Origin of the sequence: Bradyrhizobium sp. 159 (assembly GCF_023073795.1) — a bacterium.
Lineage (GTDB): Bacteria > Pseudomonadota > Alphaproteobacteria > Rhizobiales > Xanthobacteraceae > Bradyrhizobium.
In genome coordinates this window covers 96,139-117,895 of record NZ_JADPKE010000055.1, presented here as the reverse complement: position 1 = coordinate 117,895, position 21,757 = coordinate 96,139, and the positions used below count along the sequence as shown (strand labels likewise).

25 protein-coding genes and 1 tRNA gene are annotated in these 21,757 nt (G+C 65.5%); 18 read left to right on the top strand and 8 right to left on the bottom strand.

From position 1 onward, the window contains the following. Window positions 1-397 precede the first annotated feature (397 nt). A complete protein-coding gene (locus IVA96_RS15250) occupies window positions 398-622 on the top strand; it encodes a hypothetical protein (protein WP_247280330.1) in 225 nt (74 codons plus the stop codon). 121 nt (window positions 623-743) lie between these two features. Further along, on the top strand, window positions 744-1,070 hold the full coding sequence (locus tag IVA96_RS15245) for a hypothetical protein (protein WP_247280329.1): 327 nt from the start codon (window positions 744-746) through the stop codon (window positions 1,068-1,070). Window positions 1,071-1,073: 3 nt separating this feature from the next. Here the strand turns inward: IVA96_RS15245 and IVA96_RS15240 are convergent, their stop codons facing one another. Both IVA96_RS15240 and IVA96_RS15235 read right to left on the bottom strand, forming a co-directional pair. Continuing rightward, the gene (locus IVA96_RS15240; RefSeq protein ID WP_247280328.1) at window positions 1,074-1,322 is read right to left on the bottom strand and encodes a hypothetical protein; all 249 of its coding nucleotides are present in this window, start codon (window positions 1,320-1,322) and stop codon (window positions 1,074-1,076) included. 309 nt (window positions 1,323-1,631) lie between these two features. Beyond that, window positions 1,632-1,708: transfer RNA gene (locus IVA96_RS15235), tRNA-Pro, on the bottom strand. Between the two features lie 68 nt (window positions 1,709-1,776). On the opposite strand from IVA96_RS15235, the gene IVA96_RS15230 reads away from it, so the two are divergent. From IVA96_RS15230 to IVA96_RS15205, 6 genes are all read left to right on the top strand, one after another. Further along, window positions 1,777-2,766 (top strand): L-threonylcarbamoyladenylate synthase, encoded by a 990-nt coding sequence (locus IVA96_RS15230; RefSeq protein WP_247280327.1) that lies wholly within the window; start codon window positions 1,777-1,779, stop codon window positions 2,764-2,766. 101 nt (window positions 2,767-2,867) lie between these two features. Beyond that, window positions 2,868-4,295: an FAD-binding oxidoreductase gene (locus IVA96_RS15225; RefSeq protein ID WP_247280326.1), complete on the top strand. Its 1,428-nt coding sequence runs from the start codon at window positions 2,868-2,870 to the stop codon at window positions 4,293-4,295. Then, window positions 4,292-4,735: a GNAT family acetyltransferase gene (locus tag IVA96_RS15220; protein WP_247418071.1), complete on the top strand. Its 444-nt coding sequence runs from the start codon at window positions 4,292-4,294 to the stop codon at window positions 4,733-4,735. Before IVA96_RS15225 ends, IVA96_RS15220 begins: the two co-directional genes overlap by 4 nt. Before the next feature lie 9 nt (window positions 4,736-4,744). Next, the gene (locus IVA96_RS15215; RefSeq protein WP_247280324.1) at window positions 4,745-5,326 is read left to right on the top strand and encodes an NUDIX domain-containing protein; all 582 of its coding nucleotides are present in this window, start codon (window positions 4,745-4,747) and stop codon (window positions 5,324-5,326) included. A 286-nt stretch (window positions 5,327-5,612) separates the two neighbouring features. Beyond that, window positions 5,613-6,542 (top strand): glycine reductase, encoded by a 930-nt coding sequence (locus tag IVA96_RS15210; RefSeq protein WP_247418068.1) that lies wholly within the window; start codon window positions 5,613-5,615, stop codon window positions 6,540-6,542. Window positions 6,543-6,581: 39 nt separating this feature from the next. Then, window positions 6,582-7,772 (top strand): CoA transferase, encoded by a 1,191-nt coding sequence (locus tag IVA96_RS15205; RefSeq protein WP_247280322.1) that lies wholly within the window; start codon window positions 6,582-6,584, stop codon window positions 7,770-7,772. A gap of 125 nt (window positions 7,773-7,897) precedes the next feature. Here the strand turns inward: IVA96_RS15205 and IVA96_RS15200 are convergent, their stop codons facing one another. Continuing rightward, complete coding sequence (locus tag IVA96_RS15200) at window positions 7,898-8,656, bottom strand: SOS response-associated peptidase (protein ID WP_247280321.1); 759 nt, start codon at window positions 8,654-8,656, stop codon at window positions 7,898-7,900. A gap of 63 nt (window positions 8,657-8,719) precedes the next feature. On the opposite strand from IVA96_RS15200, the gene IVA96_RS15195 reads away from it, so the two are divergent. The 4 genes from IVA96_RS15195 (at window position 8,720) to IVA96_RS15180 (ending at window position 10,528) form a co-directional block, all read left to right on the top strand. Next, window positions 8,720-9,220, top strand: a complete 501-nt coding sequence (locus IVA96_RS15195) for a hypothetical protein (RefSeq protein ID WP_247280320.1) — start codon at window positions 8,720-8,722, stop codon at window positions 9,218-9,220. Between the two features lie 3 nt (window positions 9,221-9,223). Next, entirely contained in the window at window positions 9,224-9,658 is a 435-nt protein-coding gene (locus IVA96_RS15190) for an NUDIX hydrolase (protein ID WP_247280319.1), read from the top strand. A gap of 46 nt (window positions 9,659-9,704) precedes the next feature. Further along, window positions 9,705-10,082, top strand: coding sequence for a TIGR02301 family protein (locus IVA96_RS15185; RefSeq protein ID WP_247280318.1), 378 nt, complete (start codon window positions 9,705-9,707; stop codon window positions 10,080-10,082). Between the two features lie 179 nt (window positions 10,083-10,261). After that, the gene (locus tag IVA96_RS15180) at window positions 10,262-10,528 is read left to right on the top strand and encodes a hypothetical protein (RefSeq protein ID WP_024341552.1); all 267 of its coding nucleotides are present in this window, start codon (window positions 10,262-10,264) and stop codon (window positions 10,526-10,528) included. Window positions 10,529-10,705: 177 nt separating this feature from the next. Here IVA96_RS15180 and IVA96_RS15175 read toward each other — a convergent pair whose 3' ends face one another. The 5 genes from IVA96_RS15175 to IVA96_RS15155 all read right to left on the bottom strand — a co-directional run bounded on the left by IVA96_RS15175 (window position 10,706) and on the right by IVA96_RS15155 (window position 14,835). Then, on the bottom strand, window positions 10,706-11,026 hold the full coding sequence (locus IVA96_RS15175; protein WP_247280317.1) for a cupredoxin family copper-binding protein: 321 nt from the start codon (window positions 11,024-11,026) through the stop codon (window positions 10,706-10,708). A gap of 9 nt (window positions 11,027-11,035) precedes the next feature. Beyond that, window positions 11,036-11,569, bottom strand: a complete 534-nt coding sequence (locus IVA96_RS15170) for a DUF4142 domain-containing protein (protein WP_247280316.1) — start codon at window positions 11,567-11,569, stop codon at window positions 11,036-11,038. A 91-nt stretch (window positions 11,570-11,660) separates the two neighbouring features. Next, on the bottom strand, window positions 11,661-12,353 hold the full coding sequence (locus tag IVA96_RS15165; RefSeq protein ID WP_247280315.1) for an RNA polymerase sigma factor: 693 nt from the start codon (window positions 12,351-12,353) through the stop codon (window positions 11,661-11,663). Window positions 12,354-12,460: 107 nt separating this feature from the next. Next, window positions 12,461-13,330, bottom strand: coding sequence for a sulfurtransferase (locus IVA96_RS15160; RefSeq protein WP_247280314.1), 870 nt, complete (start codon window positions 13,328-13,330; stop codon window positions 12,461-12,463). A 170-nt stretch (window positions 13,331-13,500) separates the two neighbouring features. Beyond that, entirely contained in the window at window positions 13,501-14,835 is a 1,335-nt protein-coding gene (locus tag IVA96_RS15155) for a dihydroorotase (protein ID WP_247280313.1), read from the bottom strand. A gap of 101 nt (window positions 14,836-14,936) precedes the next feature. Between IVA96_RS15155 and IVA96_RS15150 the strand changes: the two genes are divergently transcribed. The 6 genes from IVA96_RS15150 to IVA96_RS15125 all read left to right on the top strand — a co-directional run bounded on the left by IVA96_RS15150 (window position 14,937) and on the right by IVA96_RS15125 (window position 21,673). Further along, on the top strand, window positions 14,937-15,818 hold the full coding sequence (locus IVA96_RS15150) for a folate-binding protein (RefSeq protein ID WP_247280312.1): 882 nt from the start codon (window positions 14,937-14,939) through the stop codon (window positions 15,816-15,818). Then, window positions 15,815-16,441: a DNA-3-methyladenine glycosylase I gene (locus IVA96_RS15145; RefSeq protein ID WP_247280311.1), complete on the top strand. Its 627-nt coding sequence runs from the start codon at window positions 15,815-15,817 to the stop codon at window positions 16,439-16,441. The genes IVA96_RS15150 and IVA96_RS15145 overlap by 4 nt, the downstream gene beginning before the upstream one ends. Then, window positions 16,438-17,052 (top strand): HD family hydrolase, encoded by a 615-nt coding sequence (locus IVA96_RS15140; RefSeq protein ID WP_247280310.1) that lies wholly within the window; start codon window positions 16,438-16,440, stop codon window positions 17,050-17,052. The genes IVA96_RS15145 and IVA96_RS15140 overlap by 4 nt, the downstream gene beginning before the upstream one ends. Window positions 17,053-17,228: 176 nt before the next feature. Continuing rightward, on the top strand, window positions 17,229-17,735 hold the full coding sequence (locus tag IVA96_RS15135; RefSeq protein ID WP_247280309.1) for a protein tyrosine phosphatase: 507 nt from the start codon (window positions 17,229-17,231) through the stop codon (window positions 17,733-17,735). A 228-nt stretch (window positions 17,736-17,963) separates the two neighbouring features. After that, window positions 17,964-18,932 carry an NAD regulator gene (locus IVA96_RS15130; RefSeq protein ID WP_247418049.1) on the top strand — a complete coding sequence of 323 codons (969 nt, stop codon included), beginning with the start codon at window positions 17,964-17,966 and terminating at the stop codon, window positions 18,930-18,932. 47 nt (window positions 18,933-18,979) lie between these two features. Beyond that, window positions 18,980-21,673: a DUF2339 domain-containing protein gene (locus IVA96_RS15125; RefSeq protein WP_247418048.1), complete on the top strand. Its 2,694-nt coding sequence runs from the start codon at window positions 18,980-18,982 to the stop codon at window positions 21,671-21,673. Window positions 21,674-21,757 lie beyond the last annotated feature (84 nt).

The window sequence follows — 21,757 nt, the reverse complement described above, 5'->3', positions numbered from 1 at the left end:
CGCGCCCGACGCTGCCGCGTCCACCGCAAGCCCGGCTCCGCGATCATCACGACACATGATCGCCCCTCTCGGATGAGCCGGGATGGGCGATACATACGTTATTTCCGAATTTCGGTAAAGTGGAATATTTTTGCGCGAGGGAATTGACAGACGGGCGACACAGGCGCGGCTGGAGCGGAAGCGCAAACCGGGAGTGTGCGCGCAAGCAGACCCCGGGTTACGCTGCGTTCCATCGGGCTATGAGGAGCTACGCTGCAAGTGAGTGCGGGCGACCCTTGCCAGCTGCGATCGTTGCGAATTTGCAACGGTTCCCCACGGTCTGAAGCCGGCCAAAAGAAACTCCCATTACGGCCACGAACCGCTCTCACAACGCCGTGAGACTAGCAGGGGAACTACGATGCGTGCACAGCGCGTTTGGAAAGTGAATGGGGCCGCCAGCATCGGGCAACTCCAATCGAGACTGGATGACCTGAACAAGCGGCTTGGCCAGCTCGAAGGCCAGCATCCCGAGGGCTGGAAGATCGAAGAACTGAGATCGAGCGCGCTCAGCCTGTCGCGCGAAATCGACGACATCCGCTGCGCCGAGGCGACGGCCGCGCTGAGCGAGCTGCTGCGCAAGTAATCAGGCCTATCGCGATTCGCTCGCCGAACAAGGAACCAACCTCGCGCACCACCATTTCCATGCTGAGCATGGAGCAAGACCATGACGGGCATCGCGCGCCTCGCACCGTGAGGGATTTCGCATGACGTCCGACCCCGAGGAGTCGGTGAGGCTGCAAGGCTATGGCGAGATGACGTTGCGCACCGCGATCGCGACGCTGATGGCGCTGGCGCCGCGCGAGCGATCCGACGCTGCCATCTTCCGCATCCGCGACGGCTCGCGCCTTGCCAGGCGCGAGATCACCGACCTCGCCTCGGAATTGGGCATGGCGCCGCTCGCCGACGTCAGGTCTCCAAGACTCGTCCCGGAGCAGCACTGGCAGGACATCGTCCGCGGCATGGTGCGCGAGGCGCCGCTGCCATCGCTGATGGTGGCGTTCTTGGTCGGCATGCTTGTGGCGCGGCGGTGAAGCTCACGCGGCGGCGCGGACCGATTTCGCGCGTTGCTCGAGCGCATTGATCGTCGACACGAGATTCTCACGTCGCGCGCGAAGGTTTGTCGCGAGCAGCGGATAGGACGGGTCCTTCACGTCAAACACTCCGGCCTTGGCCTCTTCTTCGAGGATGTCGGAATTCATGAGCTGAACGCGCCACCACAAATCCGCAATCAGCGCGCTGAGCCGAAGCTCTCCAGTGGAGCCAAAACGGGACACTTCTTTCATTGTTTGCCTCACCCTGAAACAGTCCCTCCGCTGGGGACTGCCGATGGTCCTGACTGAGCAAACAGAGTGCCAGGGCTGCGGGCCAGTCAGATGCGCCGACCTGCACAACTTCGTGGCCTGCCCAGGGTCGACCGCAACCGCCATGACCGTAAGGCGCGTTGGTCGGCGCGAGCCATGCCGCCCCGACAGACGTCCCTGCTAGGCCAAATCCATCGTGGACCCGCCGCGAAAATCGTTGCAAAAAGGCGCTCCCGAGGCGCCGGCGGCCGGTCTGTCAAGCCTTTAGGAATACGTCGACTTTTGGAAGAATGGTCGGAGTGGCAGGATTCGAACCTGCGACCCCTGCGTCCCGAACGCAGTGCTCTACCGGGCTGAGCCACACTCCGACAAGAAGGCGGCTTATAGCGTTGGGTTTGGCGCACCGCAAGCGGCCGAGTTGAGGAATTTTATCCCTGTGAAAACGCGTCTTGAAACGCTGATTTTGCCGGCCGGAGAGGCTGCCGCCGCGGCCGCGGCCCGGGCGCTCGCGGCCGGCGGGCTGGTCGCGTTTCCGACCGAGACGGTCTATGGGCTCGGGGCGGATGCCGCCAATGCCGCTGCGATCGCCCATCTCTACGCCGCCAAGGGGCGGCCTGCGTTCAATCCGCTGATCGCCCATGTCGCCGACGTTGCCGCCGCAAAGCGGATCGGCCGGCTCGATGCGCGCGCCCTCAAGCTTGCGGAGGCGTTCTGGCCGGGGCCGCTGACCCTGGTGGTGCCGAAGACGGATAACTGCCCGGTGGCAGAGCTCGCCACCGCCGGCCTCGATACGGTCGCGATTCGCATCCCCGCCCATCCGGTGGCGCAGGCGATCCTGCACGCCTTTGGCGGGGCGGTGGTGGCGCCGTCCGCAAACATCTCGGGCCATGTCTCGCCGACGCTGGCCGACCATGTCAAAAGCGACCTTGCAGGGCGGATCGACCTGATCGTCGACGGCGGGCCAGTCGAGGTCGGCGTCGAGTCGACGATTGTCGGCTGCTTCGAGAGCTTGATGCTGCTCCGCCCCGGCGGGCTGTCGCGCGAGCGTATCGAGGCCGTGCTCGGCGCACCCTTGGCGCGGCCACCCGCGGAGACCGAGAGCGGGGACAGCCAGCCGCTGGCGCCAGGCATGCTGGCTTCGCATTACGCGCCGCGCGCCCATGTACGGCTCAATGCGTACGAGGTCGCACCGGGCGAAGCGCTGCTGGCATTCGGCCCGGGGCGCCTGCCCGGCGTTGAAGCCGCCGCCGCTATCATGAACTTGTCGCCCGCCGGCGATCTCGATGAAGCCGCTGCCAATCTGTTCGGCTATCTTCGCAGCCTCGATGCGAAGGGGCCGCGGGCGATCGCGGTGATGACGATTCCCGAAGAGGGACTTGGCGAAGCGATCAACGACCGGCTGCGCCGGGCGGCGGTTGCCCGATAGCGCATGATCCGGACTCTAAGGGACGCGTTAGCGAAAAGTGTGCGGCGGTTTTCCGATCAGATCATGCGCAAGGTATAAGTAGCGGAATGAAGGACGACCACATGAACATCAACACATCCGCCACCCCGCCGCTTGCGCCCGAGTTGATCGAACAATTCCGCAAGATCGTCGGCGAGCGCCACGCGATCACCGATGCCGCCGACATCGAGGCTTACGTCACCGAGGAACGCAATTTGTTTCACGGCCGCTCGCCGCTGGTGCTGCGTCCGGGCTCGACGGCGGAAGTCTCGGAGATCTGCAAGCTCGCCTCCGCGCACAGGATCGCGCTGGTGCCGCAGGGCGGCAATACCGGCCTCGTCGGCGGGCAGACGCCGCACAATGGCGAAGTGGTGGTGTCGCTGCGGCGGCTCGACAAGATCCGCGAGGTCGACACCGCCTCCAACATCATGACCTGCGAGGCCGGCGTCGTGCTGCAAATCGCGCAGCAGAAGGCGGCGGAGGTCGACCGGCTGTTTCCGCTCTCGTTAGGTGCCGAAGGCAGCTGCACCATCGGCGGCAATCTCTCGACCAATGCCGGCGGCACCGCCGCGCTCGCCTATGGCGTCGCGCGCGAGATGGCGCTGGGGCTCGAAGTGGTGCTGGCCGACGGGCGCGTGCTGAACGTGCTGTCGAAGCTGAAGAAGGACAACACCGGCTACAATCTGCACAACCTCTTCATCGGCGCGGAAGGCACGCTCGGCATCGTCACGGCGGCGACTTTAAAATTGTTTCCGAAGCCGCGGGCGGTCGAGACCGCCTTCGTCGGGCTGAAGTCGCCGGCCGCGGCGCTCAAACTGCTGACGATCGCGCAAGGCGAGGCCGCGAATGCGCTGACCAGCTTCGAGCTGCTGTCGCAGATGGCGGTCGACTTCTCCATCCGCCACGGCGTCGACGTGCGCGATCCGCTCGCAGAAAAGCATCCCTGGTACGTGCTGATGGAATTGTCTTCGCCGGGCGAGGATGCCCGCACGCCGCTGGAGACGATCCTGACCCGCGCCATGGAAGAGGAGATCGTCGACAACGCCGTGATCGCGGCCAATCTCACCCAGCGTGCCGGCTTCTGGAAGCTGCGCGATGAGATGTCGGCGGCGCAGAAGCCGGAAGGCGGCTCGATCAAGCACGACATCTCCGTCCCCGTCGCGGCCGTGCCCGCCTTCATCGCCGAGGCCGATGCCGCGGTGGTGAAGCTGATCCCCGGCGCGCGGCCGGTGCCGTTCGGTCACCTCGGCGACGGCAATCTGCACTACAACGTGAGCCAGCCGGTCGGCGCCAACACGGCAGACTTTCTGGCCCGCTGGCACGAGATGAACGCGGTGGTGTTCGAGATCGTGCTGCGCATGGGCGGCTCGATCTCGGCGGAGCACGGCATCGGCGTGCTCAAGCGCGACGAACTGCCCGAGGTGAAGGACAAGACCGCGATCGAGCTGATGCGCTCGATCAAGGCGATGCTCGATCCGCTGGGAATCATGAATCCGGGGAAGGTGCTGTGAGCGCTCTTGCGATCGACGCCATCGAGGACGCCGATGTCGAGCCCGTCGTGGCGCTGTGGCAGCGCTGCGGCCTGACCCGGCCGTGGAACGACCCGCGTGCCGACATCGCACTGGCGCGCCGCCGTGACAATTCCACGGTGCTGGTCGGCCGCGAGGGCGGCGCGATCGTCGCCACAATCATGGTCGGCCATGACGGTCATCGCGGCTGGGTCTATTACGTCGCGGTCGATCCTGATTGCCGCAAGCGCGGTTACGGCCGCATCATCATGGCAGCGGCCGAGGACTGGCTGCGCGCGGCCGGAATTCTCAAGCTCCAGCTCCTGGTCCGGCGCGAGAACGCGCAGGCCAATGCGTTCTACCAGTCACTGGGCTTTACGGAATCCACCTCGGTGATGTTCCAGAAGTGGCTCGACGGCCGCGAGACGACTCCAAGCAACTAAGACCGAGCCATGACCATTTCCGACCGTGTCCGCATCAAGGACGTCCGCGTGCTCTCGGACAACTGGACGCCGCTGAAGAACACCACGTTCGAGTACCGGCGCGCCAATGGCGAGTGGCAGACGCAGCACCGGGAGACCTATGAGCGCGACAACGCCGCGGCCGTGCTGCCGTATAATCGGGCGCGGCGCACCGTGATCCTGGTGCGCCAGTTCCGCCTGCCGGCGTTCATTCGCGGCTACGACGATCTGCTGATCGAAGCCGCCGCCGGCGTGCTGGATGACGCCGCCCCCGAGGTGCGCATTCGCGCCGAGGCCGAGGAGGAAACCGGCTATCGCCTGCACGATGTCCACAAGGTGTTCGAGGCCTTCATGAGCCCGGGCGCCATCACCGAGAAGCTCCATTTCTTCGTCGCCGAATACGAGCCGGAGATGCGGGTCAGCGACGGTGGCGGCCTCGCGCACGAGGGCGAGGACATCGAGGTGCTGGAGCTTGCCATCGACGAAGCGCTGGCGATGATCGCCGACGGCCGCATCATCGACGCCAAGGCGATCATGCTGCTGCAATATGTGGCGTTGCACGTGTTCAGGTGAGCTTGCGGCCGGCTTCTTCCCTTCTCCCCTTGTGCGAGAAGGTGGCGCGAAGCGCCGGATGAGGGGTATGCTTCCCCGAACTCCTGAGGGAGTTGGACTCGCGGAGAGATACCCCTCATCCGTCTCGCCGCGACGCGGCGAGCCACCCTCTCCCACAAGGGGAGAGGGAAGAGCGCGGCTCGCTCTATCGAGCCTGCAATTCTGTCCCGCGTCCTGCTCGCCCCCGTTGAGCGCCCCCAAATCTATCTCTAGTCTGGCCCCTAACCAAGAACCAGGAGATGCGCCCATGTCCGCTCCGCGCGACGACGAATTCGGCTTTGCGCCCGACTACGATTCTCCCGTCCCCTACATGCAGCGCACGCGCGACTATTACGCGGCGATCGGCTACACCACGCCGTATCGCTGGGCGCATTACACGGAGGCACCGTTCCAGCCGCTGAAGAAACCATTGGCGCAGTCGCGCGTGACGATCATCACCACGGCCGCACCGTTCGACCCGAGCAAGGGCGACCAGGGGCCGGGCGCGGCGTATAATGGCGGCGCGAAGTTTTACCAGGTCTATGACGGCGATACGTCGAAGCAGCACGATCTGCGCATCTCGCACATCGGCTACGACCGCAAGCACACCAGCGCGACCGACAGCGGCACCTGGTTTCCGCTGCCGCAGCTGCTGAAGGCCAGCGCCGCTGGCCGCATCGGCGAGGTCGCCCCGCGCTTCTTCGGCGCGCCGACCAACCGCAGCCATCGCGTCACGCTCGAGACCGACGCGCCGGAGATCCTGGCGCGCTGCCTCGCGGACGCGGTTGACGTCGCGCTGCTGGTGCCGAACTGCCCGGTCTGCCACCAGACCACCGCGCTGGTGGCGCGGCACCTGGAGCGGAACGGCATTGCCACCGTGATCATGGGCTGCGCCAAGGACATCGTCGAGCACGCCGCCGTGCCGCGCTTCCTCTTCTCGGATTTCCCGCTCGGCAATTCCGCCGGCAAGCCGCATGACATCGCCTCGCAGGCGCAGACGCTGGAGCTGGCGCTGCGGCTGCTGGAGACCGCCAGCGGCCCGCAGACGACGATGCAATCGCCGCTGCGCTGGAGCGAGGATGCCTCCTGGAAGCTCGACTACAACAACGTGGCGCAGCTTTCGCCGGAAGAGCTGGCGCGCCGCCGCGCCGAATTCGACAAGCAGAAGGAGATCGCGCGCGGCAACCGCGCCGCCTGACATCCTCCAATAAACGAAGACAAAAGGGAGAGCGACGTAATGCGACCGTTCGAGGGCGTGAAGATCCTGGACTTCACGCAAGTGCTGGCCGGCCCCTATGCGAGCTATCAGCTCGCGCTACTTGGCGCCGACGTCATCAAGGTCGAGCGGCGCGAGGGCGAGGACATGCGCCGCACGCCGCTCAGCCGCGAATGGGCCGAGCGCGGGCTGGCGCCGGCGTTCCAGGCCATCAACGGCAACAAACGCAGCCTGACGCTGGACCTGCAAAAGCCCGAGGCGAGCGCGATCGTGAAGAAGCTCGCGAGCCAGGTCGACGTCGTCATGGAAAATTTCCGTCCCGGCGTGATGGACAAGCTCGGCATCGGCTACGAGGCTCTATCCGCCATCAATCCGAAGCTGATCTATTGCGCGGTGTCAGGCTTCGGCCAGACCGGGCCGGACCGCCTACGGCCCGGCTATGACGGCAAGATGCAGGCGCTGTCCGGCATCATGGCGATCACCGGCCATCCCGAGACCGGACCGACGCGCGCGGGCTTTGCGGTATGCGACGTGCTGTCGGGCGCGACCGCGGCGTTCGGCGTGTCGAGCGCACTGTATCAGCGCGACCGCACCGGCAAGGGCCAGCTCATCGACGTCTCCATGCTGGAGGCGACGCTGGCGTTCCTCTCGGGCCAGATCGCGGATTGGTCCGTTGCCAGCCATCGTCAAACGCTCTCGGGCAACCAGGCGGTGAGCCGCAGGACCACGGCCAACCTGTTCAAATGCGGCGATGGTCACATCCTGCTCGCCGTCAACAACGAGAAGCAGTACCGCGCGCTCATGGTTGCGCTCGGCCGCGAGGACACGATGAGCGATCCGCGCTTCGCCGACTGGTTCTCCCGCAACGAGAACGAGGGCGCGCTTCGCGCCATCATCGAGGCCGCGCTGGCGGCACGGCCGGCGCGCGAATGGGAGACTATCCTGGAAGATGCCGGCGCACCCTGCGCCAGCATCTGGAAGGTCGAGGAGGTGATCGACCACCCGCAAATCAAGGCGCGCGGCGCGATCCAGGAGCTGGACACGCCTTATGGCCGCCTGCGCTTTGCCGGCAGCGGATTCAAGCTCGCCCATGGCGGCGGCAAGCTGGACCGCATGGCGCCGGAGCTTGGGGCGGATACGGACGCTGTGCTGGGCGAGCTGGGGTTCGATGCGGCGGAGATCGCGGAGCTGAGGGCGAAGGAGATTGTGTAAGCCGCGACATATGCCGCTGCCGTAGGGAGTGGGCAAAGGCGCAACGCGCCGTGCCCACCACCTGTCGATTTCTTGGCGCACGATGGTGGGCATGCTTCGCTTCGCCCACCCTACGGCATCGGCGATCAGAATAACGACCCCTGCCCGTCATCCACCGACCCAACCGCCGCCTTCCGCACTCCCTTCTTCGGCTTCACGACGTCCGCCTCCATCTCCTCGGCGCTGATCGGCAACAGCAACTGCTCGTCGTCATTGGCGACGCGGTTGACGCGGGTGGAGACCGGGTGCCAGGCGAATTCGCCAATGCGCGGAGCGGTCATCAGCGGCAGGATCGCATCGATCTCGTCGCTGCGGCAATCGAGCCAGCGCTCGAAATCGCGCGGGCTGATGGTGACGGGCACGCGGTCATGCAGCCCCGCGAGATCTTCGCCGGCCGCTGCCGTGACGATGGCGACCGTGTCGAGCTCCTCGCCATTCGGCCCGATCCAGGTCTCGAACAAAGCGGCAAAGCCGAGCGGCGCGCCATCGGCGCGATGGATGAAGAAGGGCTGCTTGCGGCCGCCCTCCACCTTCCACTCGAAATAGCCGTCCGCCGGGATCAGGCCGCGCCGGCGGCGAATCGCGTGTCTGAAGGCGGGCTTCTCCAGCACCGTCTCGCAGCGGGCGTTGATCAGGAGCGTAAACCCGCGAGGATCCTTGACCCAGCCCGGCAAAAACCCCCAACGCATCAGGCGGAAATGGCGCGCGCCGTTCTCGATCCATACGACCGGAATCGGCTGCGTCGGAGCCACGTTGTACCGGGGCGGAAAATTCGGCTGCTCGACATAGCCGAACAATTGCCGCAAAGCCGCGGGGGCCGAAGTTATGACAAAGCGTCCACACATCCCAGGGGGTCTATATAGGGTCCGTTCAGGTCCTTTTAACCCCGAACGTTAACACTGCGGCGAATGAGCTCAACGGCCTCCCAGCCCGCGCGGACGCATGTACAGACGGGCCCCGAGGCCGCCGCCTGGGCCGAGCGGCTGCGCGTCGCCAACATCAACCCGCGGACGGGGCTTGCCACCGACTATCTCAACCATTTCAATGAAGCCGTGATGCTGCTGGAAATGGTCCCTGACATGCCGGAATGCGCGGAAGATTTTCTGACCTGGACGCCGCTGTCCTATGCCGAGCATTTCACGGCGTCGAATTTTAAGGCGCGCGACCTCGCCATCGAGGCTTATGAGAAGGCGGATCCCAAGGTGCGGGCCCAGTTCGACCACATCACGGACACCATGACCTCGATCCTGACCGCGGTCGGCTCGGCCATGCGCGAGGTCGACAAGGACACGACGCGCGTTCGGCTCGCCGAGCAGGCCACGGCATGGGTCAAGCCGCTGATCGCGGCCTGCGGCGGCATCATCAATGGCGGCGCGGAAGCCGACATCGACAACATCATGGCGAACTGAACCGTGGCTTCCGCGGTCCAGCTGTCCCATCCCCAGATCGCGGTCAGTGCCGCGATTTTTCGCGACGGCAAGGTGCTTCTGACCCGCCGCGCCCGTTCGCCCGCAAAGGGGTTCTATTCGCTGCCCGGGGGTCGGGTCGAGTTCGGCGAATCGCTGCACCAGGCCCTGCTGCGCGAAGTCGACGAGGAGACCGGGCTTGCCATCGACATCATTGGCCTCGCCGGCTGGCGCGAGGTGCTGCCGGCGGCAGCCGGAGCCGGTCATTACCTGATCATGTCCTTTGCCGCCCGCTGGGTGGCCAAGGAACCGGCTCTGAACGACGAGCTCGACGACTACCGCTGGATCGCCCCGGATGCCATCGCCGGCCTCGGCGAGCTCAAGCTGACCGGGGGACTGGAGGAGGTCATCCAGTCCGCCGCACGCCTGATCGGAGACTGACGCCCCGCCTTGCGTGCAACGCCCCGAGGAGGCATACACCCCGCCAATGTCCATGCGACTTCTGGCCATTTTCGCCCTGATTCTCGCTTGCGCCTCTGCGCCCGGCCGGGCTCAGGACGTGGCGGCGCCGTTTGACGGCGATTTGCAGCGGCTGGCGGAGATCCTCGGCGGGCTGCATTATCTGCGCGGCATCTGCGGGTCCAACGAGGGCAACAAATGGCGCAGCGAGATGCAGGCGCTGATCGATGCCGAAACCCCCTCCGGCGAGCGCCGCACCCGCATGATCGCCGCCTTCAACCGCGGCTATAACGGCTTTCAGCAGACCTACCGGAGCTGCACGCCCGCGGCGACGGTGGCGATCCGCCGCTATATCGAGGAAGGCTCGAAGATCTCGCGCGATCTCACGGCGCGTTACGCGAACTGAGCTCTCCGTCCGGTTCGCACTGCGCGCGGCCGGAAATGACCCGGATGGAACTCTGTCATCGACTTTGTTCACAGGCGTTAACCGTTCTTAAAGATGTGGCCTAGCGGTCGTTAACGCCCGTGCTACACCTCTCGCACAGCGCATCGCCGTGGATCGCGCCCCAGCCCTGACCGAGTTTCATGAGCCAGCCGATTTCCTACGCCCCCGCCCGCGCGCCGCTGCCCGATCACGAGCAGAAGCAGGCTGCGCTGAGCTATCTCAACGAGGCCTGGGCCGAGGCGCGCCATGACGGCGTCGACGGCGATTGCCTGGCGCAGGCGAGCCTGTTCGCGGCGTTTGCCGAGCTCGTCGGCACCTATGGCGAGGACGCGGTGGCGAAGTTCGTCGAGGGCTTTCCTGGCCGCATTCGCAACGGCGAGTTCTCGGTCGGAATCTCCAGACAATAACTCCTGTTCCAAAAATGGCCCCGCCACGGACGGGGCCAGTTGACGGATGAATGACTTTGCGACGTGCTCGCGAAGTCTGCTGCGGATTTATCGCACAGAAGCGATTGAGCGCGGACGAGCTTAGTCTGACGATGACCGTGAGACATTCCCGATGCGATCGGGAATGCGCTCCTGGCGTCAGGGCTCGACTTTCAGAGTCGCCTTCATATTGGGATGATAGCGACAATAGTAATCGACCGTTCCCGCTTTCTTCACCACGAACGTCGCGGACTTCTTCGGCGGCAGAGCGACGTCGAAATCGCCGTTGGTCGCGGTGGCTGTGTGTGCGAAGATGTCCTTGTTGATCCACTCAACGATGTCACCGACTTTGGCCGACATTTCGGCCGGTGAGATCACGAGATTATCCATCGTGATTTGAATGGTCGCCGCACGCGCCGGGACGACCATGGACAGGAACATGACCGCAAGCGCGATCGAAGCGAGGCGTCCCGGCTTCATCGCACTCTCCTATTTTAGCTCGGCCGCGACGTGCTCGGCGTGCTGTTGATGACCCTGGAAGATCTTCAGGCCGGTCTGCAACAGGCTCTTCAGCTCGTTATTGCTCGCGGACGGAATGAGCTGGGTCTCCAGCGCGCCGTTGACCGCCTTGTGGTAGGCGACCTCGTTCTGGACATAGGCCTTGTCGAAGGCGGCGCCGCTCAGCTTGTCGAGCTCAGCCAGCTTGTCGCTCGCCTGCTTGGACAGCGCGCGGCTGGTGTCGTTGTCTTCAGGCGTGACGTTCAGCTTCTTGACCAGCGCGAGCGCCTGCTTGTTGACGGCCTCATGGTCGCGCACCATGTCCTCAGCAAACGCCTTGACGTCCTTGTTCTTGGCCTTCTTCATCGCGTGCTTCGCTGCGTTGATGTCGATCACGCCCGCGGTGTAGGCAATATGGGCGATCTGCGGATCGGTAGGCTTGTCGGCTGCACTCGCGCCTTGCAGCAGCGCAGGACTGGACAGCAGAACGGCTGCGGCGATCGCCGCGCTCGGTCGGAAGAACATGGCTTGATACTCCTGTGGTGCCGGACGTTTGGGCCGGCGCGTTGCTTCACAGGAATTGGATGGATATTTCGCGCAAACGTTCCCGAAAACTTTAGCCGCTGAAGCCGAGCCGCTTCAGCACTGATACGGTCAAGCGCTCACATCGCCATCCCGCGAACGGGAACGCATTCATCACCACTGGCCCGATCTCCTTCTCGACATTCTCGCGCAGCATGGTGCGGGCGCGGTGCAGTCGCGTCTTCACGGTTTCGGGCTTTACGCCGAGCAAATCGGCGGTCTCCTCGATGGTCATCCCCTCCATGACCCGGGCAACGAAGACCATGCGGAAGACATCCGGCAACTCGTCAATTGCGCGTTCGACCACGCGCTGGATTTCACGTTGGGCCATGGTCCTTTCCGGATCGCCTGCGGGAGAAACGGGAAACTTGATGATCTGCGCATCCAGCGCGGCATCATCTGGTATTGCGCCGAGCTCGACATCGGGCTTTCGGCTGCGCACCCGGCCGAGCGCCTCGTTGATGGCGATGCGCGACAGCCAGGTCGACAACCCGGCCTCGCCCCGAAAACCGTCGAGGTGGGTGAAGGCACGGACATACGTCTCCTGCACCACATCCTCGGCCTCGCTGTCGCTGCGCAGGATGCCGCGCGCGAGGCGGTAGAGCCTGCGGTTGTTGGCCTGCATGATCTCGCGCAAGGCGGCCTCGTCGCGACCCCTCGCCCGGTCGATCAGCTCTGCTTCCGCGGTTCTGACGCCGGCGGATAGGCCGGCTGCGGTCGGTTGCATTGCGGTTACCCATCTCCGTTCGATCTGGCTATTGGATGCAGCCTCTGAGGAAAGGTTCCCGAGTTTCTTAGGCGCCACTGGAGGCGAGAAGATAAGAAGCGCCTTCCTTAGTCCGTCTCGATCGGCAGGGCGGGATCCCTCGCCCATTCGCCCATCGAGGCGTCATAGAGCGTGAGCTTGTCGTAGCCGAGCTGGGTCAGCAGGAACAGGTCGATCGTCGCCGAGATGCCGCCGCCGCAATACAGGATCACATTCTTATCGCGCGTAACGCCTTGGGCGGTGAATTTGGCCTCGGCATCGGCCAGTGTCGTCAGCGTTTTGTCGGCATTGGTGAGCGTCGCGGCGGGAACGTTGACGCTGCCGGGAACGCGGCCTGGCCGGCCGTAGCGGCTCGGCTCGAGACCGCGGTGAAACTGCGGACCGAGCGCGTTGACGATCACCGTCGCGGGATCGCCGATCCGCGCCTTCACGATGTTCTTGTCGACGAAGTAGCCTGGGCGAGGTGCAGCCTGGAACGTCGTGGCCGGATAGCCCTTCGGTGCGCCCGATACGACCGGCCGCCCCTCGTCCTTCCATTTGTCGAAACCGCCGTCGAGCACAAGCGCATCGACGCCGAGCGAGCGCAGCATCCACCAGAACCGCGTCGACCACATCATCGTGCCGATACTGTAGAGCACGATGGTTTTGTTCGCGTCGAGTCCATGGCGGCCGAAGGCGGCCTCCAGCTGGGCCAGATCCGGCATCATGAAAAACTGTTGCGCGGAGGCGTCGGAGAACTCGCCTTGCAGATCGAGGAAATCGGCGCCCGGAATGTGGCCGGCCGCAAACGTCTTGTCGCCCGGCACCGCGCGATAAGGCAGGTCGCTGCCCGGTGGCACCGGCTCGTTGTAGGTCGTGCAGTCGTAGAGGCGAAGCTTGGGATTGTCGAGGATGGCTGCGAGTTGCTCGGTGGTGATGAGGGGTGTCCGCGGGGACATTACTCTCTCCCAATTGAACTTGCGCTTCCGGGCACTCTGTCATTGGCCGCGAAGGCGGGCAATCCAGTATTCCCGAGGCGGCAATCGTATCAGCCAAGTATCGCCGCGGAGTACTGGATGCCACGCCTTCGCGTGGCATGACAGCGGAAGGAGAGGCTTGACCGAGCTCTCTACGCCCTCAAGGTCTCCAGAAACCGCACCGGCTCGCCTTGCGAGGCCGTCACCAGCTCGCCTTGCCACATCACGCGGCGGCCGCGGATGAAGGTGCCGACGGGCCAGCCGGTGACGCGCAACCCGTCGTAGGGGGTCCAGCCGGCTTTGGACGCCACCCACTCGTTGGTGATTGTCTCGCTGCGCTTCAAGTCGACGATGGTGAAATCGGCATCGTAGCCGGCGGCGATGCGGCCCTTGCAGGCCATGTTGTAGAGCCGCGCGGGACCGGCGCTGGTGAGATCGACGAACCTCGCCAGCGACAGCCGGCCGGCATTGACGTGATCGAGCATAATAGGCACCAGCGTCTGCACGCCGGTCATGCCGGAGGGCGATGCCGGATAAGCCTTCTGCTTCTCTTCCAGCGTATGCGGGGCGTGGTCGGAGCCGAGCACATCGATGATGCCCTGCTCGATGCCGCGCCAGATGCCCGCGCGGTGATCTGCCCCGCGCACCGGAGGATTCATCTGCGCCAGCGTGCCGAGCCGCTCGTAGCATTCCGGCGCGACCAGCGTGAGATGATGCGGCGTCGCCTCGCAGGAGGCGACGTCCTTGTGATCGCGCAGGAACTCGATCTCTTCCTTGGTCGAGATGTGCAGCACGTGGATGCGCTTGCCGGTCTCGTGCGCGAGCTTGACGAGGCGCTGCGTCGCCATCAGCGCCGCGGTCTCGTCGCGCCAGATCGGATGCGAGCGCGCGTCGCCCTCGATGCGCAACGACTTGCGGTCGTTGAGGCGATACTCGTCCTCGGCGTGGAACGCGGCGCGGCGACGGATGACCTGAAAGATGCCGCGGAGGCTCTCGTCGTCCTCCACCAGCAGCGCGCCGGTTGAGGAGCCGATGAACACCTTGACGCCCGCGCAGCCGGGCGCGCGCTCAAGCACCGGCAGGTCCTGTACGTTCTCGCGGGTGCCGCCGATGAAGAAGGCGAAATCGCAATGCATGCGGTGATGGGCCCGCTTCACCTTGTCGGTGAATTCGGCTTCCGTTACCGTCAACGGAGAGGTGTTCGGCATCTCGAACACGGCGGTGACGCCGCCCATCACGGCGCTGCGCGAACCCGTCTCAAGGTCTTCCTTGTGGGTCAGCCCGGGCTCGCGGAAATGCACCTGCGTGTCCATCACGCCGGGCAGGATGTGCAGGCCCTGGCAGTCGATCACCTCCGCGGCGCTGCCTTGCGACAACGCGCCGATCTCGGCGATGCGGCCGCCCGTGATGCCGATGTCGCGCAAGCCCTCGCCGTCCTGGTTGACGACGGTGCCGCCTTTGAGGATCACGTCGAAACGCTGGGTCATGGCTAAGGGCCTCTCTCATCCCCAAGCGCAGGGCTCGAGGTCTTGTCGTTTGTGGCTTGCGGGCTTACGTTCCGCAGCAACATGTCGCAAGAGATTTTCGTATGAAATCAGCGTTTCTTCCCGACCGGGGCGTGGTCAAGGTCGCGGGCGAGGATGCGCGCAACTTCCTCAACGGCCTCGTCACCACCGATGTCGACAGGCTCAAGCCGGGCCTGGGGCGATTCGGTGCGCTGCTGACGCCGCAGGGCAAGATCATCGTCGATTTCCTGATCACGGAGGTGCCCGCCGGCCATGGCGGCGGGTTCCTGATCGATTGCCCTAAAGCGCTGGCCGAAGGCCTCGCCACCAAGCTGAAATTCTACAAGCTGCGCGCCAAGGTCACGGTGGAAAACCTCTCCGATGCGCTGGGCGTGCTCGCGGCGTGGGACGGCCAGCCTGCCGCTCAGCCCGACCTCGGCTTCGCCGATCCGCGCCATAGCGAGCTCGGCTATCGCATCCTGATCCCCGAGGATCTCAAGCAGAAGCTGTCCGATCTCATCGGCGCCGAGCTCGTCGATGCCAGCGAATACGACGCCTACCGTATCGCGCTCGGCGTGCCGCGCGGCGGGCTGGACTTCATGTACAGCGACGCGTTCCCACACGAGACCAACATGGACCGGCTTGCCGGCATTGATTTCGACAAGGGCTGCTACGTCGGCCAGGAGGTCGTCTCGCGCATGCAGCATCGCGGCACCGCGCGAACCCGCAGCGTAAAAGTGTTGCTCGAGGGCCCCTCGCCCGAGATTGGCGCCACCATTCTCGCCGGCGACAAGCCGGTCGGCACTATCGGCTCGACCGCCGGCGGCAAAGGCATCGCGCTGGTGCGCGTCGACCGAGTCGCCGATGCGCTCGATGCGGGCCAGCCCCTCACCGCGGGCGGCCTCGCGCTGACACTCGCCGAACCCGACATCGTGCGCATTCCAACGAAACAACCCATCGCATGAGCCGCGCCCCTCGCCTGCATCCCGACGGCCTGACACGCTGCCCCTGGCCCGGCGAAGATCCACTCTATGTCGCCTATCACGACACCGAATGGGGCGTGCCGGAATATGACGACCGCGCACTCTACGAAAAGCTGATGCTCGACGGCTTCCAGGCCGGCCTCTCCTGGATCACGATCCTGCGCAAGCGCGACAATTTCCGCAAAGCCTTCGATGATTTCCAGCCGGAGAAGATCGCGCGCTACACGCCCAAGAAGGTGCACGCGCTGATGAACGACGCCGGAATCGTCCGCAACAAGGCCAAGATCGACGGAGCGATCCTGAGCGCAAAGTCCTATCTCGAGATCATGGAGAAGGGGCCGGGCTTCTCGAAGCTCCTCTGGGACTTCATGGACGGAGAGCCCAAGGTCAACCATTTCAAGACCACCGCGAGCGTACCGGCCTCAACGCCGCTGTCGGTGCAGATCTCCAAGGAGCTGTCCGCGCGCGGCTTCAAGTTCGTCGGCCCGACCATCGTCTATGCCTTCATGCAGGCGACCGGCATGGTCAACGACCATCTGGTCGACTGCCATTGTCATGCAAGCTGCGGCAAGACGCAGCGCAAGCCGCGCCTCAAGGTCAAATGACGGCGAAGAAGACCGCGCGCGATGCGCAGTCCCGCGCCTGGCAGCGCATGCTGTCGGGACGGCGGCTCGACCTGCTCGATCCCTCCCCGCTCGATGTCGAGATCGCCGACATCGCGCATGGACTGGCGCGGGTGGCGCGCTGGAACGGGCAGACCGTTGGCGCCCATATCTTCTCGGTCGCGCAGCACACGCTACTGGTGGAGACGGTGATGCGGCACGAGATGCCGCGCGTGGATCAACGCATACGGCTGGCCGCGTTGCTGCATGACGCGCCCGAATATGTGATCGGCGACATGATCTCGCCGTTCAAGGCTGTGCTCGACGGCCATTACAAGGCGGTCGAAAAGCGCCTGCTCGGCGCCATCCACATCCGCTTCGGCTTGCCGCCGGTGCTGCCAGAGGAAATCACGCAAGCCATCAAAGCCGCCGATCGCGGCGCGGCCTATCTGGAGGCAACCGAGCTCGCCGGCTTCAGCGAAAACGAGGCAAGGCGCCTGTTCGGCCGCGATCCGGGCCTGCCCGACGGCGTCCAGCGCGACTATCTCACGCCCTGGACTGCGGCACGGGCCGAGAAGCAGTTTTTGGAGCGGTTCAACGCGGTGTTTGCGTAACACCATCCCTTCGTAGGGTAGGCAAAGCGACTTGTCCGCCGTAGCCCGCAGAGCGAAGGCGGGAGCGTGCCCACCAGCAAGGCGAGATGTACGCAGCGCGAAACGGTGGGCACGGCGCGATGTGCCTTTGCCCACCCTACGGCCGCTCGCTATAATCGGCGCCAAAAAGGTCCGCCATGATCCACGTCTGTTCCCTCGCCGCGCTTCCCGAAACCGTCCGCCTCACCGGCGCCAGCCACGTGCTGACGGTGATGGCCAATGTCGAGCAGGTGGCGCGGCCCGTGTCCGTGCTGCCGGCCAATCATCTCAAGGTGTCGATGGACGACATCATCGAGGAGATGGACGGCTTCGTCGCACCGTCAGAGACGCATATCGAGCAGGTGTTGACCTTCGTGCGCGGCTGGGACCGTAGCGCGCCGCTGGTGGTGCATTGCTACGCCGGCATCAGCCGCTCCACGGCGAGCGCGTTTGCAGCGGTATGCGCACTCAATCCGAACCGCGATGAGATCGAGATCGCCAGGAAGATCCGCGCAGCCTCGCCCATCGCCTCGCCGAACCGGCGCATCGTCGGCCTCGCCGACCGTGCATTGGGACGCGACGGCCGCATGCTGCGCGCGCTCGACGAGATGGGCCCGGGCGCGATGATGGTCGAGGGCCGTCCCTTCGTGATCGAGCTCGAATGAGGCGAGAGTCGAATAGCAGCGGCTATGGGACTGCGCCCCCTCTCCCGCTTGCGGGGGAGGGTTGGGGAGAGGGTGCTTCCGCATCGGGGTTCTCCCGGCTTGGAGAGAGCCCTCACCCGCGCCTTTGGCTCGACCTCTCCCGCAAGCGGGAGAGGTGCAGCGAGCTCGCGGCGAGATTTGTTCAATGAGCCGACATATCTTTTTCGCAACAGCCGCGACATCAGCCGCATGAGCGAGACGCTCCTGACGCCGATCGAGATTGGCCTGACCGCGGCCATCGTCGCGATCGAGGACCACGAGCCGCTGATCCTCACCGCGCGCGGCGGTGATGGGCTTGCCGGCCTGCCGTTCGGGCCGTTCGATGCGCTCGCCCATCGCACCTTCGAGATCGGCCTGCGCGCCTGGGTCGAGCAACAGACGGGCCTGCGGCTCGGCTATGTCGAGCAGCTCTACACCTTCGGCGATCGCGGCCGTCATGCCGATGCCGGCGACACCGGCCCGCATATGGTGTCGATCGGCTATCTCGCGCTGACGCGCGCCGCCAGCGGCGAGCTCGCCGCGACCGGCGCGAGCTTCGAGCCATGGTATCGCTTCTTCCCCTGGGAAGACTGGCGCGAGCAGCCGCCAGAGATCATCGCCCGCGACATCATCCCGGCGCTGACGAAATGGGCCGAGGAGGAGACGCCGCAGACGACGCGGGCGCTGCCGCGAAAGGATCGCGTGCGGTTCTATTTCGGTCTCGACGGTGCGCCCTGGGACGAGGAGCGCGTGCTCGATCGCTATGAGCTCCTGTACGAGGCCGGGATGATCGAGGAGGCGCGGCGCGACGGCAGGCCTGCGGCATTAGCGCGCAAGAGGCTTCCCGCGCTTGGGACCTCGATGCGGTTCGATCACCGGCGCATCCTCGCCACAGCCATCGCGCGGCTACGCGCAAAACTGAAGTATCGTCCTGTTGTTTTTGAACTTTTGCCCGCCGAATTCACACTTACGGAATTGCAGCATACGGTGGAGGCCATCTCCGGCCGGCACCTGCACAAACAGAATTTCCGCCGCCTCGTCGAAATGGAAGCCCTGGTCGAACCGACCGGGGCGATGTCGACACAGACCGGGGGACGCCCGGCGGCACTCTATCGCTTCCGCCGCGAAGTACTCCAGGAGCGGCCCGCGCCGGGCTTGCGCGTACGCTCCCGGCGCTAGATTAAGAATTTGCGATCGGCCCTGCCCGCCGGTTGCCTGGAGGCTTCATGTTCGACGGCCCGTTTGACGTCTTTGCGTTGATCCTTGCGATCGCCGCCTTCCTGATCGCGATCAAGGCCTCCAGTCAGGCGGCTGAGCTGCGCCGCCGGCTGAGCTCGCTCGAAGAGATGTTTGACGCGCAGCGGCAAGTTAAGCCGCCGCCACTTACGCCGACTTGGGAGCAGGCGCCCGCAACCGCGACGGCCGCCGCGGAGCCGCCGCCGCTTGCGCCGGAAGCCGAGCAGGCGCCCCCGGCCCTCGCCGAACCCGTTTCGCCGCCGCCGCTCGGAACGAGCACCGAGGCCGATGCACCGCCACCCCTGCCTGCACCCGCACCCGGCTTCGAGGAGCGACTCGGCACGCGCTGGGTGGTGTGGATCGGCGGGCTTGCGCTCGCGCTCGGCGGCTTCTTCATGGTGCGCTATTCGATCGAGGCCGGCCTCGTCGGGCCCGGCGTGCGCGTGTTCCTCGGCGGCCTGTTCGCGCTGGCGCTGCTCGGTGCCGGCGAATGGACACGGCGCAAGGAGAGCATCTCCAGCATCGCGGCGCTGCCGATCGCCAACATCCCCGCGATCCTCACCGCGGCCGGCACGGCGGTGGCGTTCGCGACCATCTATGCAGCCTACGCGCTCTACGGCTTCCTGGTGCCCGCCACCGCCTTCGTGCTGCTCGGCCTCGTCGCGCTCGGCACGCTGGCCGCCGCGCTGCTCCACGGGCCCGCGCTCGCCGGCCTCGGCGTCGTCGGCGCGTTCGTGACGCCGGTCCTCGTCTCCAGCGGCAAGCCGGACTATTGGGCGCTCTACATCTATCTTGCCATCGTCACCGCAGCGAGCTTCGGCCTTGCCCGCATCCGGCTATGGCGCTGGCTCGCGGTGACTACGATCGTCTTCGCGGTGCTCTGGACCTTCATGGGGCTCGAGCTCGAGCTGCAGGTGGCCCCGCACGCCTTCCACGTCATTGCGGGCTTCACGCTCGCTGCGCTTCTCGTCGTCTGCGGTTTCATGTTCGGCCCGACCATCGAGGACGGCGAGATCGAGCCAGTGTCGTCGAGCTCGCTCGGCGCCTATCTGTTCGCGGCAATGATCATCGTGCTGTCGAGCGCGCATGCCGATCTGGCGCTCATTGCCTTCACCCTGCTGGTCGCAGGGACGCTGTTTGTCGCCTGGCGCGCGCCGGCGGCAACGGGTGCACTGGGCGCGGCTGCGGCGACCGTCTTCATCGTGTTCGCGGAATGGGCGGTGCGGGCCAATCCCGACATGCTGGTGCTGCCGGGCGGCCCCATGGCCGGCATCGGTCCTGTCCCCACCGATAGTTCGGTGACACTGCATCTGGTCACGGCCGCGATCTTCGCCGCGGGCTTCGGCATCGCAGGCTTCCTCGCGCAGGGCCGGTCCAATTCGGCGATCATCCCGGTGGTGTGGTCGGCAAGTGCGGTCGCGACGCCGATCGCGATCCTGGTTGCGCTCTTCGCCCGCATCGCCCATCTCGACCGCTCGATCCCGTTTGCGATCCTCGCCGTGCTGCTCGCTGCCGCCTTTGGTGCTGCGACCGAATCGCTGACGCGGCGCGAGACCCGGCCGGGCGCCATGATCTCGACGGCGCTGTTCGCGACCGGTACGCTCGGCGCGCTCGCGCTGGCGCTGACCTTCGCGCTCGAGAAGGGCTGGCTCACCATCGCGCTCGCGCTGATGTCGCTCGGCACTGCCTGGATCTCGATGCAGCGGTCGATCCCGTTCCTGCGCTGGCTCGCCGCCGTCTTCGCCGGCATCGTCACGGCACGCATCGTCTATGATCCCTGCATCGTCGGCGATGCCGTCGGCACCACGCCGATTCTGAACTGGCTGTTGTGGGGCTATGGCCTGCCGGCGCTGTCGTTCTGGGGCGCGAGCATGTTCCTGCGCCGCCGTGCCGACGATGCGCCGCTGCGCATGGTCGAGGCTGCGGCCGTCCTGTTCACCGCGCTGCTCGCCTTCATGGAAATCCGGCACCTTGCGACCGGCGGCCGCATGACCTCGCCGCCTTCGCTGCTGGAATTCTCGCTGCAAGTCTGCGTCACGCTCGCGATGGCGATCGGGCTGGAGCGCCTGCGGCTGCGCAGCCACAGCATCGTGCACAATGTCGGCGCGGTCGCGCTCACCGCGATCGCCGGGCTCATCAGCGTGTTCGGCCTGCTGATCCTGGAGAACCCGCTGCTGCTCTCCAGCGTCAATGTCGGCGGCCTCGTGTTCAACCTGCTGCTGCTCGGCTATGCGCTCCCCGCGGTGCTGATGCTGCTGTTGTCCTATGCGGTGGCGGGCCATCGCCCCGCCGCCTATGCCAATACGATTGCGGGCGGGGCACTTGTGTTCGCGCTCACCTACGTGACGCTGGAGATCCGCCGCTTCTATCACGGCCCGGTCCTGCTCTATGGCGGCACCACGGGCGCGGAGCAATACACCTATTCGATCGGCTGGCTCGCCTTCGGCGTGGTGCTGCTCGGCGTCGGCATCCTGGTCAATTCGGAGCGGGCGCGGCTCGCCTCTGCCGCCGTCATCGCGCTGACGATCCTGAAGGCCTTCGTCATCGATATGTCGACGCTGACAGGCGTCTACCGCGCGCTGTCGTTCATGTGCCTCGGCGTCGTGCTGGTCGCGATCGGCTGGCTCTACCAGCGCATCCTATTCCGGCGGCAAACGCCGCCGGCTCCGCAGACGAGCGCGTAGGGATCAGTGGAGGTCCCCTCACCTGGATCGCATCTTCGATGCGATCCGACCTCTCCCTTCGGGAGAGGTGAGCCAAGAGCCTGC

Coding starts and splice junctions, on each gene's coding strand:
- IVA96_RS15155 (WP_247280313.1), bottom strand. CDS start 14,835: ATGACCCAGCGTTTCGACGTGATCCTCAAAGGCGGCACCGTCGTCAAC.
- IVA96_RS15210 (WP_247418068.1), top strand. CDS start 5,613: ATGTCCGCTCCGCGCGACGACGAATTCGGCTTTGCGCCCGACTACGAT.
- IVA96_RS15200 (WP_247280321.1), bottom strand. CDS start 8,656: ATGTGTGGACGCTTTGTCATAACTTCGGCCCCCGCGGCTTTGCGGCAA.
- IVA96_RS15245 (WP_247280329.1), top strand. CDS start 744: ATGACGTCCGACCCCGAGGAGTCGGTGAGGCTGCAAGGCTATGGCGAG.
- IVA96_RS15225 (WP_247280326.1), top strand. CDS start 2,868: ATGAACATCAACACATCCGCCACCCCGCCGCTTGCGCCCGAGTTGATC.
- IVA96_RS15125 (WP_247418048.1), top strand. CDS start 18,980: ATGTTCGACGGCCCGTTTGACGTCTTTGCGTTGATCCTTGCGATCGCC.
- IVA96_RS15240 (WP_247280328.1), bottom strand. CDS start 1,322: ATGAAAGAAGTGTCCCGTTTTGGCTCCACTGGAGAGCTTCGGCTCAGC.
- IVA96_RS15250 (WP_247280330.1), top strand. CDS start 398: ATGCGTGCACAGCGCGTTTGGAAAGTGAATGGGGCCGCCAGCATCGGG.
- IVA96_RS15140 (WP_247280310.1), top strand. CDS start 16,438: ATGACGGCGAAGAAGACCGCGCGCGATGCGCAGTCCCGCGCCTGGCAG.
- IVA96_RS15180 (WP_024341552.1), top strand. CDS start 10,262: ATGAGCCAGCCGATTTCCTACGCCCCCGCCCGCGCGCCGCTGCCCGAT.
- IVA96_RS15160 (WP_247280314.1), bottom strand. CDS start 13,330: ATGTCCCCGCGGACACCCCTCATCACCACCGAGCAACTCGCAGCCATC.
- IVA96_RS15170 (WP_247280316.1), bottom strand. CDS start 11,569: ATGTTCTTCCGACCGAGCGCGGCGATCGCCGCAGCCGTTCTGCTGTCC.
- IVA96_RS15145 (WP_247280311.1), top strand. CDS start 15,815: ATGAGCCGCGCCCCTCGCCTGCATCCCGACGGCCTGACACGCTGCCCC.
- IVA96_RS15215 (WP_247280324.1), top strand. CDS start 4,745: ATGACCATTTCCGACCGTGTCCGCATCAAGGACGTCCGCGTGCTCTCG.
- IVA96_RS15130 (WP_247418049.1), top strand. CDS start 17,964: ATGAGCGAGACGCTCCTGACGCCGATCGAGATTGGCCTGACCGCGGCC.
- IVA96_RS15195 (WP_247280320.1), top strand. CDS start 8,720: ATGAGCTCAACGGCCTCCCAGCCCGCGCGGACGCATGTACAGACGGGC.
- IVA96_RS15135 (WP_247280309.1), top strand. CDS start 17,229: ATGATCCACGTCTGTTCCCTCGCCGCGCTTCCCGAAACCGTCCGCCTC.
- IVA96_RS15165 (WP_247280315.1), bottom strand. CDS start 12,353: ATGCAACCGACCGCAGCCGGCCTATCCGCCGGCGTCAGAACCGCGGAA.
- IVA96_RS15205 (WP_247280322.1), top strand. CDS start 6,582: ATGCGACCGTTCGAGGGCGTGAAGATCCTGGACTTCACGCAAGTGCTG.
- IVA96_RS15185 (WP_247280318.1), top strand. CDS start 9,705: ATGTCCATGCGACTTCTGGCCATTTTCGCCCTGATTCTCGCTTGCGCC.
- IVA96_RS15150 (WP_247280312.1), top strand. CDS start 14,937: ATGAAATCAGCGTTTCTTCCCGACCGGGGCGTGGTCAAGGTCGCGGGC.
- IVA96_RS15175 (WP_247280317.1), bottom strand. CDS start 11,026: ATGAAGCCGGGACGCCTCGCTTCGATCGCGCTTGCGGTCATGTTCCTG.